We start from the raw sequence: 14,359 nt of genomic DNA on the forward strand, positions 1-14,359 counted from the left end.
ACACACGCGGCACGGGACGCCGGAGGAGGGTGCCGCGGCGTGAGCCCGGTACCCCGGGGGCGTCAGCCGGTGGTGCGGCGCGGGCGGGGGGAGCGGGCTACGAGGGCCGTGGCGGCGGCGCCGGTGACGACGAGGGCGGCGGCCGCGCCGAGGAGGAGGGGGACGGGGGTGTCGGACCCGGTGGACGCGAGCGTGGCGCCGTCGGTGGTGCCGCCGGTGCCGCCGACCGTGGCGGCACCGTACGACGTGTCCGCCGCGGAGGTGCCGGTGGAGGCAGTCGAGGCGGTGGGGAGCGCGGCGCCCTCCTCGAGGGAGACCGCGACGGTCACCGGGTCGAGCGCGTCGCCGGCCTGGTAGAACCCGCTGAAGACGCCCGCCCCGTCGGCGGTGAGCGAGGCGGCGGCCGAACTGACGGTGACCACCTCCCCGTTGACCGTGGGCGACACCTTGCTGAGGGTGGCCACGTCGAGGTCGTCGTAACTGCTGGACTTCCCCGTGGACATGTCCTTGCTGGTGACGTCGGCCGTCAGGGTGCCGGTGCTGCCGCTGGTGGTCACCTTGAGGTTGCTGAAGGACAGGTCGAGCAGGTAGGTGCCGTCGGTGAGGTGCCCGAGGAAGTGGACGCCGCCGGCGAAGGACACGTTGAGCGCCTTGCCGTCGGCGTCCCAGGTGCCGGTTCCCTTCGGAAAGCGGTAGCCGGCAGCGGTGTTGGCGGCGCCCCCGCTCAACTCGGCCTTGCCGTCGGCGATCGGGCCGGTGACGTAGCTGCGGAAGGACTCCTTCACGCCCCAGTCGAGGTTGCCGTCCACCACGGTGGCGCCGGTGCCCTCGTCGGTGTCGGCGTCGGTGCCGGTGGGAGCCGCGGGCGCGGTGGTCGCCGGGTCCGTCGTGGCGGGAGCCGTCGTGGTCGGCCCGGTGGTCGGCCCGGTCGTGGCCGGCTCGGTGCTGGGTGCCGTCGTGGGTGCCGTCGTCGGCGGGGTGGTGGGCGGGGTGGTCGCCGGGGTCGTCGTGGCCGAGCCCGCCGTCACCGCGAGGTTCGCGGGGTCGAGCGCCGTACCCGCCTGGTACATCCCGTTGAACGCCTGCGCGCCGTCCGCGGTGAGCGCGGTCGCGATCGCGTCGTAGGTGATGCTGCCGTCGGAGCCGTGGCCCGCGGTGGCCGCCGACAGGTCGAGCGCGGCGAAGTCCACGTCCTCGGAGGTGGTGCCCGCCGAGGTGACGTCGGCGGTGAGGGTGCCGGTCGTGCCGGTGGTGGTCAGCTTGATGTCGGCGAGCTTGATGTCGAAGCCGTGCAGTGTGGAGGCGAACTCCACGCTGCCGTCGAACGCGACCGTCACGGAGTGCGTGCTGGTGTCGTACGTGCCGGTGCCGTGGGTGAAGCGGTAGGTGCCGTCGTCGTTGGCGGTCGCGCCGTCGGCGGTGGTGATGGTGCCCGCCGCGATGCCGGTGACGTAGCCGCGGAAGGACTGCTTCACGCCCCAGTCGAAGGTTCCGCCGGTCAGCGGCAGGGTCGGCGGTGGGGCGTCCGCGGCGGCGGCGAGCGCGGGCAGGCCGAGCGCGGCGGCGCCCCCGGCGGTGGCGGCGGCGATGGCGAGGGCGAGCAGGCGGGAGCGGTGCCGTCGGGGCATACGGGTGAGCGCGGACATGACGGAGTGCCTCCTTTGGGGCGCAACGGGTGCGATGCGCAAGGGGTTTACGGGCGAAGGGAGTTGGGGGGCCGGCGGCAGCGGGCGCGGGGTATCCGCTGCCGCCGGCTTCAGTCGGCCTCGGGCCCGGATGTCGGTCCGGGCCCGAGACCGGGCTCAGGGGCGGGTCCGTCGCCGGACCCGGGTACGGTGGCGGCCCGGTCGTCGCCGCGGCGCCCGCGGCCGCGGACCCGGGCGAACGCGGCCGCCGCGAGGACGGCCGCCGCGCCGAGGGACAGCGCGGTGACCGTCCCGGCACCGGCGCCGGTGCCGTCGGAGGCGTTTTCGGGGTGCGGAGCGGCGGCGGGCGCACTGCCGGCGGGCGGTGCGGGCGTCGTCGCGGGTGCGGCGGCGGCCGTGGTCGGGGCGGTGCCGATGTCCGGCAGCGCGGGCAGCTTCGCGCTCGCCGTCAGGGCGGCGGACACGCTGATCGGGTCCATCGATGTGCCCGCGGTGTACAGGCCGTTGAACTTCGCGGCGCCCTGCGCGGTGAGTTCGGTGGGCGCGTCGGCGACCGTGAGCAGGCCGTTCCTGGGTGTGGGCGCGGCGGGCGCGGTGAAGGTGGCGAAGGCGGTCCCGTCGGCGTAGAGGGTGCCCTTGGTGCCGGCGAGGTGGACGCGTACGCCGCTGAGCGCGAGGTCGAGCCCGTACGATCCGTCGGCCGCGCGCAGGCCGAGGAAGCGGACGGTTCCGGTGAACGAGGCGTCCAGGGTGCGGGTCTTCGCGTCGTAGCTGCCCTTGCCGCTGCCGAAGCGGTAGACGGCGCCGCCGTCCTGGGCCCCGCCGGAGACCTCTGTCCGGCCGTGCGCGATGTCGCCGCTGACGTACTCGCGGAAGGTGCGGCGTATGCCCCAGTCGACGGCGCCGCCGGTCAGCGGGCCGGACGTGGTGTTCGGACTCGGGGTTGACGGGGGCGACTTGGCGGGCGAGCCGGTGGTCGCGGCGGCGGGGCGGTGCAGGTCGACGGAGAAGGTGACCGGGTCGAGGGCGGTGCCCGCGGTGTAGTAGCCGGCGAAGGCGCGGGCGCCCTGCGCGGTGAGCGTCGCCGGGACGGTGCCGAGGTCGAGCTGCGTGCCGGTGGCGCCCTTGGTGCTGACTTCGCCCAACGCGAGTGCGGCGAGCGGTACTTGGGCGGCGGTGGTGAACTTCCCGGTGTCCTTGTCCTTGCTGCGCATGTCGGCGTAGAGGGTGCCGGTGCGGCCGGAGATCCGCACGGTGGGGCGGGAGATGGCCAGGTCGAGGACGTAGCTCCCGCTGCTCTGGCGGTGTCCGACGAAGTGCACGCCACCCTGGAAGCCGGCGGTGAGCGCGCCGGTGGCCGGGTCGTACGTGCCCTGCGCGGACGGGAAGCGGAACTGGCTGCTGCCGACGGTGTCGGCGCCCCCGGTCAGGCTCCAACTGCCTTGTGCGATGGGGCCGGTGACGTAGCTCTGGAACGACGCCTTGATGCCCCAGTCCAGCCGGCCGCCCAGCACCGTGCGGGTGGGCGCGTCCTGCGGAGCCGCGTGCGCGGCGGTCACCGGCGCGAGGAGCGCGGCGGCGAGCAGCGCGAGGCAGGTGGCGATGCGCGGCCGGAGCCGTACGCGGCGGCGCACACGGGCCCGGGCCCGGGCAGGGCGGAGCAACGGCATACGGACCTCTCAAGAACCGACCAACTTAGGTAAGGCTAACCTAAGCTAACCTCATGGGCGGCGGGAAGCCCGCCCCCGGAGGTCCGGGACGGTGACGGTGACGGTGACGACGACGAGGAGGCGGCGAGCAGTGCGAAGAGGGCCGGTACACAGCACGGACGGGACGGGGAACGTGGGGTCGCGCGCGACGGGACGGCGGTGGGCCGCCGCACTCGCCCTCGCACTGGCGGTCCTGCTGGCCGGGTGCGGCGGCAGCGCCTCGCCGGGCACGCCCGCCCCGGCCGGGTCCACCGCGTCCGCCGCCGACCTGGTACAGCCGCTGTCCGGCACCCCCGCGCCCCGACTTCCCGCCACCGTAAGGTCGTCCGACGGCCGTACCGTCACCGTGCGCAGCGACGACCGGATCATCCCGCTCACCGGCGGCCTGTCCGAGGTGGTCTTCACCCTCGGGCTGGGCAGCCGTGTGGTGGCCCGCGACATCTCGGCGACCTTCGCTCAGGCGGCCAAGCTCCCCCTGGTCACCCGCGCGCACGACGTGTCCGCGGAGGGCGTGCTCTCGCTGCGTCCGACGGTCGTCCTCGCCGAGTCCACCACCGGCCCGGCCGACGCGATCGCGCAGATCCGGGCGGCGGGCGTACCGCTGGTGGTCCTCCCGGCCGCGACCTCGCTGTCCGACGTCGGCCCGCGGATCGACGCGGTGGCCGCCGCGCTCGGCGTGGCGTCAGCGGGGAAGAAGCTGCGTACCCGCACCGCGCAGCGGATCGCCGCCGTCCGCCGGGAGGTTCCGGCCGAGGCGCGCAGGCCGCGGGTCGCCTTCCTCTACCTGCGCGGCACCGCGTCCGTCTACCTGATCGGCGGGCGCGGCTCCGGCGCCGACTCCCTGATCGCCGCGGCCGGGGGCACCGACGCGGGCGTGGCGTCCGGCCTGACGAAGGACTTCACCCCGATCACCGCCGAGGCCTTGGTGAAGGCCGCGCCCGACGTCATCCTGGTGATGACCGAGGGGCTCCGGTCGGTGGGCGGGGTCGCGGGCCTGGAGAAGGTGCCGGGCGTCGCCCAGACCCCGGCCGGACTGGACCGCCAGGTGGTCGCGATCGACGACGGCACCCTGCTGAACTTCGGACCGCGCACGGATGTGGTGCTGCGTGAACTGGCCCACGGGATAAGGGAGTCGGCGAAGTGACGGCATCCCAGGACACCACGGCCGCCCCCGCGGGCCCCGATTCCGGCGCGCCCGCCGCCAAGCCCGCTGCTTCCGGCGTCCGTTGGCCATGGGGGCGGCGCAACACCCTGCTCGGTACGGGACTTGCCGTCGGCCTGGTGCTGGTGGTGCTGCTGTCGGTCGGCGTGGGGGCCTATCACCTCGGCACCGGTGACGTCATGGCGTCGGTGGCGCACCGGGCCGGGCTCGGCGGCCACCGGCTGGACCGGGTGGGCGAGTCGGTGCTGTGGGACGTGCGGATGCCGCGGGTGGTACTCGCGGTGCTGGTCGGCGCGTCGCTCGGCTGCGCGGGCGCGCTGATGCAGGGCGTGTTCGGCAACCCGCTGGCCGAGCCGGGCGTGATCGGGATCTCCTCGGGCGCCGCGGTCGGCGCCGCCGGGTCGATCGCGCTCGGCCTCGGCTTCGCCGGGAACTGGACGGTCACGGTCTGCGCGTTCGCCGCGGGTCTGCTGACCGTCCTGGTGGTCTACGGGCTGTCCCGCTCCGGCGGCCGTACGGAGGTGGTGACGCTGGTGCTCACCGGCATCGCCGTCAACGCCTTCGCGGGCGCGGCGATCGGGCTGTGCGTGTTCTCCGCGGACAGCGCGCAGCTCACCGAGATCACGTTCTGGCAGCTGGGTTCGCTGGCGCAGGCGACCTGGCCGAAGGTGCTCGCGGTGCTGCCGTGCGCGGTGGCCGGGCTCGCCGTGGCGCCCTGGTACGCGCGCCGGCTGGACCTGCTGGCGCTCGGCGAGCGGCAGGCCCGGCACCTTGGGGTCGACGTGGAGCGGACGCGGCTGGCGCTGATCGCGGTGGTGGCGCTGCTGACCGCCGCCGCGGTGGCGGTCGCGGGCATCGTCTCCTTCGTCGGGCTGGTGGTGCCGCACCTGCTGCGGATGGCGGCGGGCCCCGGCCACCGCTTCCTGCTGCCGGGCAGCGCGCTGGGCGGGGCCCTGGTGCTGGTGGCCGCGGACCTGGCCGCGCGGACCCTGGCGGCGCCGGCCGAGCTTCCGCTCGGGGTGCTGACCGCGCTCGTCGGCAGCCCGTTCTTCTTCTGGCTGCTGCGCAGGACCCGTGGCCGGCAAGGGGGTTGGGCGTGAGCGGGCGTACGCTGCCCGGCCGCCGGGGGCTGCGCGGGCTGTTCACGGCGCGGCCGGCGCCTCCCGCGCCCGCCCGGCCCGGCGACGTGCTCGCCGCCGCCCGCGAGGTGCGGGTGTCGCTGGGCGGTCGGGAGGTGCTGGCGGGGGTGTCGCTGGACGTGCGGGCCGGGGAGGTGCTGGCGCTGGTCGGGCCCAACGGGGCCGGCAAGTCCACGCTGCTGGCCGCGCTCGCCGGTGACCTGCCCGCCGGGGACGGTGAGGTGCGGGTGGACGGCGCGCCCGTGGCGTCCTGGACGGCCGCCCAACTCGCCCTGCGCCGGGCGGTGCTGCCGCAGTCCGCGCCGCTCGCCTTCCCGTTCACCGTCGAGGAGGTGGTGCGGATGGGCCGGGCGCCCTGGGCGGGGCGCGACGACGGCTCCGCGGTCGCCGCCGCCATGGCCGCCACCGAGGTGCGGGCGCTGGCGGCGCGCCCCTGTCCCGCGCTGTCGGGCGGGGAGCGCGCCCGCGTCGGCCTCGCCCGCGTCCTGGCCCAGCAGGCGCCGCTGGTGCTGCTCGACGAGCCGACCGCGGCGCTGGACCTGCGCCACCAGGAGCTGGTGCTGCGGGTCTGCCGCGGTCAGGCCGCCGCCGGGCGGGCCGTCGTCGTGGTCCTGCACGACCTCGGGCTCGCCGCGGCGCACGCCGACCGCGTCGCCGTCCTGGCCGGCGGCCTGATCGCCGCCGACGGCTCCCCCGCCGATGTGCTCACCGCGCCGCTGCTCACCCGGGTCTACCGGCACCCGGTGGAGGTCCTCCCCCACCCGCGCACCGGCCGCCCTCTGATCCACCCGCACCGCACTACGGAACCGGAGGCGCCGGGGGCACCTGCGGGCGCAGCTCCATCGTGCAGCACTTGACGCTGCCGCCTGCCTTGTGGAACTCGGACAGGTCGACGGCGACCGGCGCGAAACCGCGGCGGCGCAGCGGCCCGCGCAGGCCCTTGGCGGCGCGCGGCAGCAGCACGTTGCGGCCGTCGCTGACGGCGTTGAGGCCGAAGGCGGCGGCGTCCTCGGCCGTGGCGAGCAGCGCGTCGGGGAAGAGCCGGGCGAGGACGGCGCGGCTGCCGGGGGTGAAGGCGCCCGGGTAGTACATGATCTCGTCGGCGGCGTCGTCGAGGACGGCGAGCGCGGTGTCGAGGTGGTAGTAGCGGGGGTCGGTGAGTTCGAGGCTGATGACGGGGCGGCGGAAGAACTCCTGCGCCTCGTCGTGCGCGAGGGGGCTGCTGCGGAAGCCCTGCCCGGCCAGCAGCCAGGAGGACGTCACCGCGAAGTCGCCCTCCCCTTCGTTGACGTGCTCCGGCTCGCGGATGTCGGGGTAGCCGTGCGCGCGGAACCAGGCGAGGTGCGCCGGGGCCTCCGCGGTGCGCTCGGGGTTGGCGAACCGCGCGCCCAGCACCCGGCCGTCCACGACGGTGGCACCGTTCGCGGCGAACACCATGTCGGGCAGGCCCGGCAGCGCGTCGAGCACCTCCACGGTGTGGCCGAGCCCGCGGTAGCGCTCCCGCAGGTCCTCCCACTGGAACATCGCGAGCGCGGGGTCCACCGGTTTCCGCGGGTCCATCCAGGGGTTGATGCTGTACGTCACTCGGTAGTGCGCCGGTGGGCACATCAGGTACCGGCGGGGCGTCGCGATGCGCAATGGGGGCTCCTCGGAGGGTGGTTGAGTGCCTGACTTGCACGGCGCCCCCGCACCGGACGGTCGGCCCGGAGCCGGGGACGCGGAATCGTACGGCCCCGTACGGCAGTTCGTCCGCACGGGGTCGTACGCCTGCATTGTGCGCCCGGTTCGCCCTACCGGTCCCTAGCCCGTTCGGGCCCCCGGCCCGCACCCCGCCGGGGAGGGCGCCGTACCCGAGGGGCGGGGTCCCGCCCGGGCGGCCCGGGGCGCCGTACAGTGCGGGGATGGACGTGGGAAACGGGGCGCGGCAGGACGTCGTGATCGTGGGCGGCGGGCACAACGGTCTGGTGGCCGCGGCGTATCTCGCCCGGGCCGGGCGGAGCGTGCTGGTGCTGGAGCGGCTGCCGGGGACCGGGGGCGCCGCGGTGTCGACGCGGGCCTTCCGCGGGGTGGACGCGCGGCTGTCACGCTACTCGTACCTGGTCAGCCTGCTGCCGCGGAAGATCGTGGACGACCTGGGCCTGCGCTTCGCGGTGCGGCGGCGCCGCATCTCGTCGTACACCCCGCACGGGGACACCGGGCTGCTGGTGGACGCGGTGGACGGCGGGCGCACCCGGGAGCAGTTCGCGCGGCTGACCGGCTCGGACCGGGAGTTCGAGGCGTGGCAGCGGTTCTACGCGATGACCGCGCACGTGGCCCGGCAGGTCTTCCCCACCCTCACCGAGCCGCTGCCGACCCGGGCGGAGCTGGAGCGCCGGGTGGGCGACAGCGCCGCCTGGGAGGCGCTGTTCGAGCGGCCGCTCGGGGAGGCGGTGGAGGCGGCGTTCGCCGACGACACGGTGCGCGGCGTGGTCCTCACCGACGCACTGATCGGCACCTTCACCCACGCGCACGACCCGTCGCTGCGGCAGAACCGCTGCTTCCTCTACCACGTGATCGGCGGCGGCACCGGCGACTGGGACGTGCCGGTCGGCGGGATGGGCGCGTTCACCGACGCCCTCGCGGACGCGGCGCGCGCGGCGGGCGCGCGGATCACCACCGGCGCCGAGGTCACCGCGATCACCACCGACGGCACGGTCGCGGAGGTGGCGTACGAGGACGCCGGGAGCGGCCGGACCCGTACGGTCGCCGCCCGCGACGTGCTCGTGAACGCCTCCCCGCACACGCTGGCCGGGCTGCTCGGCGCACCCCCGCCGCCCCGCCCGGAAGGCGCGCAGCTGAAGGTGAACATGCTGCTGCGCCGCCTGCCGCGGCTGCGGGACCGCGCGGTGGACCCGCGCGAGGCGTTCGCGGGCACCTTCCATGTCGCCGAGGGCTACGGGCAGTTGCAGGCGGCGTACGAGCAGGCGGCCACCGGGCGGGTGCCGGACGCGCCCCCGTCGGAGATCTACTGCCACTCGCTGACCGACGCCTCGATCCTCTCCCCCGAGCTGGCCGCGGCCGGTGCGCACACCCTGACGCTCTTCGGGCTGCACGCGCCCGCCCGGCTCTTCGCCGCCGACCCGGAGGGCGCCAAGCGCGAGTTGCTGGCGGCGACGCTGGGCCGGCTCGACGCGGTGCTCGCCGAGCCGCTGGCGGACTGCCTGGCCACCGACGCGGACGGGCGGCCGTGCCTGGAGGCGAAGTCGCCGCTGGACCTGGAACGGGAGGTGGGGCTGCCCGGCGGCCACATCTTCCACCGGGACCTGTCCTGGCCGTACGCGGCCCCGGCCGGCCCCGGCACCGACGGCGATGTGACCCAGAGCACAGACCGTTGGGGTGTCGGCACCGGATGTGCGAACGTCTTCCTCTGCGGCGCGGGCGCGGTCCGCGGCGGCGGGGTCAGCGGTGTCCCCGGGCACAACGCGGCGAGAGCGGTACTGGAGAAGGCACGATGACGGACACCCCCGCGGTGGCGCACCGCACGGACGGCTCCCGGCGCGGTTTCGGGCGGCAGTGGCGGCGCGGCGGCCGCTGGCACGCGCTGGACGGCGCGGAGCGCGAGCTGCCCGAGCAGCGGCGCTGCACCGCCGACGTGGTGGTGGACTGCGCGGTGTACGAGGAGGGCTGCCGGGCCGCGTCGCTGCCGCCGCAGGAGGCGCTGGACGAGGCCCGCAAGCGCGGCGGTTTCGCGTGGATCGGGCTGCACGAGCCGGACGCGGAGCACCTGGAGGAGATCGCGCAGGTCTTCGGGCTGCACCCGCTCGCGGTGGAGGACGCGGTGCACGCCCACCAGCGGCCGAAGCTGGAGCGGTACGGCGACACGCTCTTCCTGGTGCTCAAGACGGTCGTCTTCGTGGAGCACGAGAAGCTCACCGCGACCAGCGAGGTGGTCGACACCGGCGAGGTGATGATCTTCCTCGGCCCGGACTTCGTGGTCGTGGTGCGGCACGGCAGCGCGCCCGGGCTCGCCCGGGTCCGGCGCGCCCTGGAAAGCCGCCCGGAGATCCTGGCGCACGGCCCGACCGCGGTGCTGCACGCCATCACCGACCAGGTCGTGGACGACTACGTCGACGTCGCCGACGCGGTCGAACTCGACGTGGACACCCTGGAATCCGACGTGTTCTCGCCCGAGCACGGCGACGACGCCAGCCGCATCTACCAACTCAAGCGCGAACTCATCGAGTTCAAGCGCGCCGTCTTCCCGCTGGCCCGCCCGCTCGAACGCCTCACCGAGGGCGCCGACGGCCTGGTCAGCGCCGAGATGGGCCGCTACTTCCGGGACGTCTCCGACCACCTCTCCCACGTCCGCGAACAGCTCCTGGCCTTCGGCGAGTTGGTGGACGGCCTGCTCCAGGCCAACCTCAGCCAGCTCGCCGTGCAGCAGAACGTCGACATGCGCCGGATCAGCGCCGGCGCGGCGATCCTCGCCATCCCGACGATGATCGCCGGCTTCTACGGCATGAACTTCCACCACATGCCCGAACTCGCCTGGACCTACGGCTACCCGGTGATGCTCGGCGTCACCGCCGTCCTGTCCGCCCTGTGCTACCGCGCCTTCCACCGCGTCGGCTGGCTCTAGACCGCCCCTTCGCGGTCCGGCCCGCCGCTGTCGGGCACGCCGTCGGGCTGGTCGTCGGGGGGCCAGGGGGCGCCCCAGCGGGCGTCGCGGGCGGCGCGGTAGAGGGGGCCGTGGCGTTTGGTGACGGTGGTGCGGGTGAGGTCGCCCGCGGCGGCGCACAGGTCGAGGAGGACCTGGCCCTTGCGGGTCTGCGGGTGGCGCACCACGCGGTTGGCGGCAGGGGCGGGAGGGGTCCCGGCGCCGTCGGGGCGGACGGCGGCGACGTAGCTGAACTTCTCGTCCTCGTACGGCAGGGTGCCGCCCTTGACCTGGCGGTGCAGCGCGGACCGCGGCACGCGCGCGGCGAAGTGGCACCAGTCGGTGCCCGTGACCGGGCAGGGCCCGCTGTGCGGGCAGGGCGCCAGCACCCTGAACCCGGCGGCGACCAGCCGGCCGCGGGCGGCGATCACCCGCGCGTAGCCCTCGGGCGTGCCGGGTTCCGCGACCAGCACCACCCCGCCCGCGCGGGCGGCGCCGGCAGCCGCGTCGACCAGCGACGCGCGGTCGCCGGGGGTGAGTTCGCCGAGCACGTAGGAGACCGTGACCAGGTCCGCCGCCGGGAGCTCGGGCGCCCCCGACAGCGGCGCCCGGGTCCAGGTGGTGGCCCGCACCGAGGGCGCCGAGGCGTCGGCGGCCAGCGCCCGCCCGAGGTCGAGCGCGGCGGCCGACCAGTCCAGTACGGTGCCGCGCGGCCCGGACTCCCCCGGCCAGGTGTCGGCGACCGCCCACCGCGCGGCGCCCGTCCCCCCGCCGAGGTCGAGGTGCGCCCGCGGGGTCCAGGCCCCCGTACGGGCCCGCAGCTCGGCCAGCGCCGACCGCGCGGCCGCGTACGTCGCGGGCATCCGGTACGCCGCGTACGCCGCCGCGTCGCCCGCGTCCCGCAGCACCGGCGCGGCCGTGGGTGTCGCCCCGCGGTAGTTCTCGATCAGCCGGTCGACCTGCGCGGACGCCTCGGTCGGCGCGGTGGCGGCAAGCCGGCGCGTCAGCGCCGCGGCAAGGTCGTCGGGCAGGTGCACGGTGGGAACGAGAGACACGAAGCCCCACTCTAGGCGGTCCGCGGCCGGCCCCCGCACGTCCCCGCGCCGCCGGCGGCGGCACTCCGGGCTGCGCGCCGGGAGGGGGACGCCCTCTTGCGCGGGCGGCGGGGGTCGGAGACCGTCGAAGCGGCCAAGAGCACACGCAGACAGTCAACTCTGTCATCACATCCACTCGAATACGTGCAATCGACGGCGCAACGGACCCTTGGTGGCTTACCGTTCGCAGGTGTCACGGAGCGCCAGCACTTGGGGAAGTGCTGGGGCTCCTCGTCGGTCGCGATGTGCCAGGGGGGTCCATGCGGCGTACCGAAACAACCCCGGCTACACCCGTACTGCCCGCAATACCCGTGGAAGGCGAGCCACGGCGCCGGTTCCGCCCGCGCTCCGCGCGGCCCGCCCCGCCGGTCCTGCCCGCCTTATCCGGGGCGGCGGAGACACCGCCGTCCCCGTACCGCGCCCGCGCCCTGCCCGGCTGGCACGGCGTGCACCGCGCACACAGCGGCTACGCCGACAAGGCGCTCTGGTACCTGCCGCTGACGCTGACCGCCGACGCGCTGGCCGCCGCCCTCCCGCCGGCCGCGCTGCTGCACCGCGCCGGGCAGCCGCACGCCGCCGCGGCGGGCGCGGCGGCGGCCGCGGCCTGGCTCGCCGTCCGCGCCTGCCGCCGCCGCTACACCGCCGCCGAACTCGGCGAGCGCAGCGGTGTGACCGCCGTCGTCGCCGACTGGCTGGTGCTGCTCGGGGTGCTGGCGGTGCTGCTCCTGGCGGCGGACGAGCAGGTCGGCGCCGCGCAGGCGCTCGCCGGGGTCGCCGCCGCGCCGCTGGTCGCGGTGGCGACCCGGACCGCCGCGCACCGCCACCTGGTCGCCGCCCGGCGCTGCGCGCACGCGGTGCGCCGGGTGCTGGTGGTCGGCGAACCGGCCGCCGCCGACGACGTGGTGGGCCATCTCGCCGCCCGCACCGACCACGCCTACGTGGTGGTCGGGGTGGTGCCGGTCGGCGGCGCGCGCGTGGCGAGCGGGGCGCCGGTCACCACGCGGCTCGGGCCGGTGGCGCCCAGCGGCCCGGCCGAGGACGCGGGCATCGTGCTGGGCGCGGTCCGCGAGCACCGGGCCGAACTCGTCCTGGTGCTGCCGGGCCCGCGGCTGTCCGCCGATCGGCTGCGCCGCCTGTCGTGGGCGCTGCACGACGCGCTGGTGCCGCTGGCGGTGGCGCCCGGCCTGGTGGACGTCGGGGTGGGCCGTATGCAACTGGACGCGCCCGCGGGCCTGGCGCTGCTGCACATCGCGCCGCCGGCCCGCTCCGGTGCGCCGGTCGCGGTGAAGGCGGCGCTGGACCGGGCCGGGGCGGCGCTCGGACTGCTGCTGCTGGCCCCGCTGTTCGCGGTGCTGGCCGCCGCGGTCCGCTGCTCCTCGCGCGGGCCGGTCTTCCACCGGCAGACCAGGCACGGGCGGGCGGGCGCGCCGTTCACCATGTGGAAGTTCCGCACCATGGTGGCCGACGCGGAGTCCCGCCGGGCGGAGTTGGAGCAGGCCGGCGGCAACGAACACGACGGGCTGATGTTCAAGATGCGCCGCGACCCGCGGATCACCGCGGTCGGCCGGGTGCTGCGGCGCTGCTCGCTGGACGAGTTGCCGCAGCTGCTGAACGTGCTGCGCGGCGAGATGTCGCTGGTCGGCCCGCGCCCGCCGCTGCCGGACGAGGTGGCCCGCTACGACGAGGTGGCCCGCCGGCGGCTCGCGGTGCGCCCGGGCATCACCGGGCTGTGGCAGGTCAGCGGGCGCAGCGAGCTGTCGTGGGACGAGACGCTGGCGATCGACCTGCGGTACGTCGACAACTGGTCGCTCGCCGGGGACGTGGACGTGATGGCCCGCACGCTGCGGGCGGTCGTCGACGGGCGCGGTGCGTACTGATGGGCCGGTCAGGAGCCGGACACAGACCGGGCGGCCGCGGGCGCGGTGCGCCAGTGGTCGTAGACCGCGGCGATGCCGTCGCGCAGCGCGATCCGCGGCCGCCAGCCCAGCGCGTGCAGCCGGGTCACGTCCAGCAGTTTGCGCGGGGTGCCGTCGGGCTTGCCGGTGTCCCAGCCGATCGCGCCGCGGTAGCCGACCACGTCCCGTACGGTCTCGGCGAGTTCGCGGATGGTCAGGTCGGTGCCGCAGCCGACGTTGACCGGTTCGTCCGCGTCGTAGTGGCGCAGCAGCAGCGCGCAGGCCGACGCGAGGTCGTCGACGTGCAGGAACTCGCGGCGCGGGGTGCCGCTGCCCCACAGCACCACTTCGGGCAGGCCGCCCTGCGCGGCTTCGTGGAAGCGGCGGATGAGTGCGGGCAGCACGTGCGAGGTGGCGAGGTCGAAGTTGTCGCCGGGCCCGTAGAGGTTGGTGGGCATCGCGGAGACGAAGCCGGCGCCGTACTGCCGCCGGTAGGAGCGCACCTGGACGATGCCGGCGATCTTGGCGAGCGCGTACGCCTCGTTGGTGGGCTCCAACGGGCCGGTGAGCAGGGCCTCTTCGCGGATGGGCTGCTCGGCCAGCCGCGGGTAGATGCAGCTGGAGCCGAGGAAGAGCAGGCGGGCCACGCCCGCCTGGTGGGCGCCGGCGATCACGCTGAGCTGGATGGCGAGGTTGTCCTCCAGGAACTGCACCGGGTGGGTGGCGTTGGCCATGATCCCCCCGACCCGGGCGGCGGCCAGTACCACCGCGTCGGGCCGGGTGCCGTGCAGGTAGGCGGCCGTGGCGGCGGCGTCGCGCAGGTCGAGTTCGGCGCGGGTGCGGGTGAGCACCCGGTGGCCGTCGGCGGTCAGCCGGCGGGCGATCGCGGAGCCGACCAGCCCGCGGTGGCCGGCGACGAATATCCGGGCGCCGGGCGGCAGCAGTTCGCTCATGGCGGCGATTGTGCCAGCCGATCGGGACACCGCGGTGCCGATCCCTTCTTTCCGTCAATTCCCTGACTTCGGCCGACTCGCCCTGGCACCCTGTCCCGGGTGTCCGCCCGACTACTCCACCTCTT

At 75.8% G+C, this 14,359-nt stretch carries 11 protein-coding genes; 6 read left to right on the forward strand and 5 right to left on the reverse strand.

Annotation, left to right across the window (positions count from 1 at the left end; genetic code table 11):
• Positions 1-62: 62 nt before the first annotated feature.
• Together WA788_RS30395 and WA788_RS30400 are read right to left on the reverse strand one after the other, a co-directional pair.
• Positions 63-1,646 (reverse strand): HtaA domain-containing protein, encoded by a 1,584-nt coding sequence (locus tag WA788_RS30395; RefSeq protein WP_335982785.1) that lies wholly within the window; start codon positions 1,644-1,646, stop codon positions 63-65.
• A gap of 110 nt (positions 1,647-1,756) precedes the next feature.
• Positions 1,757-3,316, reverse strand: coding sequence for an HtaA domain-containing protein (locus tag WA788_RS30400; protein ID WP_335982789.1), 1,560 nt, complete (start codon positions 3,314-3,316; stop codon positions 1,757-1,759).
• A gap of 172 nt (positions 3,317-3,488) precedes the next feature.
• On the opposite strand from WA788_RS30400, the gene WA788_RS30405 reads away from it, so the two are divergent.
• The 3 genes from WA788_RS30405 to WA788_RS30415 are packed head-to-tail and all read left to right on the forward strand — an operon-like array spanning position 3,489 to position 6,513.
• On the forward strand, positions 3,489-4,499 hold the full coding sequence (locus WA788_RS30405) for a heme/hemin ABC transporter substrate-binding protein (RefSeq protein WP_335982792.1): 1,011 nt from the start codon (positions 3,489-3,491) through the stop codon (positions 4,497-4,499).
• Complete coding sequence (locus WA788_RS30410) at positions 4,496-5,617, forward strand: FecCD family ABC transporter permease (RefSeq protein ID WP_443034121.1); 1,122 nt, start codon at positions 4,496-4,498, stop codon at positions 5,615-5,617. The genes WA788_RS30405 and WA788_RS30410 overlap by 4 nt, the downstream gene beginning before the upstream one ends.
• Positions 5,614-6,513 carry a heme ABC transporter ATP-binding protein gene (locus tag WA788_RS30415; RefSeq protein ID WP_443034122.1) on the forward strand — a complete coding sequence of 300 codons (900 nt, stop codon included), beginning with the start codon at positions 5,614-5,616 and terminating at the stop codon, positions 6,511-6,513. The genes WA788_RS30410 and WA788_RS30415 overlap by 4 nt, the downstream gene beginning before the upstream one ends.
• Here the strand turns inward: WA788_RS30415 and ddaH are convergent.
• Positions 6,455-7,264 (reverse strand): dimethylargininase, encoded by an 810-nt coding sequence (gene ddaH / locus WA788_RS30420; protein WP_335982916.1) that lies wholly within the window; start codon positions 7,262-7,264, stop codon positions 6,455-6,457. The two genes, WA788_RS30415 and ddaH, sit on opposite strands and share 59 nt — an antisense overlap.
• A 293-nt stretch (positions 7,265-7,557) precedes the next feature.
• On the opposite strand from ddaH, the gene WA788_RS30425 reads away from it, so the two are divergent.
• Positions 7,558-9,150 carry a phytoene desaturase family protein gene (locus WA788_RS30425; protein ID WP_335982795.1) on the forward strand — a complete coding sequence of 531 codons (1,593 nt, stop codon included), beginning with the start codon at positions 7,558-7,560 and terminating at the stop codon, positions 9,148-9,150.
• Entirely contained in the window at positions 9,147-10,274 is a 1,128-nt protein-coding gene (locus WA788_RS30430; protein WP_335982798.1) for a magnesium and cobalt transport protein CorA, read from the forward strand. Before WA788_RS30425 ends, WA788_RS30430 begins: the two co-directional genes overlap by 4 nt.
• On the opposite strand, the gene WA788_RS30435 is transcribed toward WA788_RS30430, so the two are convergent.
• Entirely contained in the window at positions 10,271-11,347 is a 1,077-nt protein-coding gene (locus tag WA788_RS30435; RefSeq protein WP_443034123.1) for a small ribosomal subunit Rsm22 family protein, read from the reverse strand. The two genes, WA788_RS30430 and WA788_RS30435, sit on opposite strands and share 4 nt — an antisense overlap.
• Positions 11,348-11,646: 299 nt before the next feature.
• Between WA788_RS30435 and WA788_RS30440 the strand changes: the two genes are divergently transcribed.
• Positions 11,647-13,263: an exopolysaccharide biosynthesis polyprenyl glycosylphosphotransferase gene (locus WA788_RS30440; protein ID WP_443034124.1), complete on the forward strand. Its 1,617-nt coding sequence runs from the start codon at positions 11,647-11,649 to the stop codon at positions 13,261-13,263.
• An 8-nt stretch (positions 13,264-13,271) separates the two neighbouring features.
• Here WA788_RS30440 and WA788_RS30445 read toward each other — a convergent pair whose 3' ends face one another.
• A complete protein-coding gene (locus tag WA788_RS30445) occupies positions 13,272-14,234 on the reverse strand; it encodes a GDP-L-fucose synthase family protein (protein ID WP_335982804.1) in 963 nt (320 codons plus the stop codon).
• Positions 14,235-14,359 lie beyond the last annotated feature (125 nt).

This window comes from Streptomyces sp. CA2R106 (genome assembly GCF_037034245.1).
GTDB lineage: Bacteria > Actinomycetota > Actinomycetes > Streptomycetales > Streptomycetaceae > Actinacidiphila.

Excerpts from the sequence above, each read along its gene's own strand:
- WA788_RS30395 (WP_335982785.1), bottom strand. The coding sequence starts at position 1,646 with ATGTCCGCGCTCACCCGTATGCCCCGACGGCACCGCTCCCGCCTGCTC.
- WA788_RS30445 (WP_335982804.1), bottom strand. The coding sequence starts at position 14,234 with ATGAGCGAACTGCTGCCGCCCGGCGCCCGGATATTCGTCGCCGGCCAC.
- WA788_RS30425 (WP_335982795.1), top strand. The coding sequence starts at position 7,558 with ATGGACGTGGGAAACGGGGCGCGGCAGGACGTCGTGATCGTGGGCGGC.
- WA788_RS30400 (WP_335982789.1), bottom strand. The coding sequence starts at position 3,316 with ATGCCGTTGCTCCGCCCTGCCCGGGCCCGGGCCCGTGTGCGCCGCCGC.
- WA788_RS30430 (WP_335982798.1), top strand. The coding sequence starts at position 9,147 with ATGACGGACACCCCCGCGGTGGCGCACCGCACGGACGGCTCCCGGCGC.
- WA788_RS30440 (WP_443034124.1), top strand. The coding sequence starts at position 11,647 with ATGCGGCGTACCGAAACAACCCCGGCTACACCCGTACTGCCCGCAATA.
- ddaH (WP_335982916.1), bottom strand. The coding sequence starts at position 7,264 with ATGTGCCCACCGGCGCACTACCGAGTGACGTACAGCATCAACCCCTGG.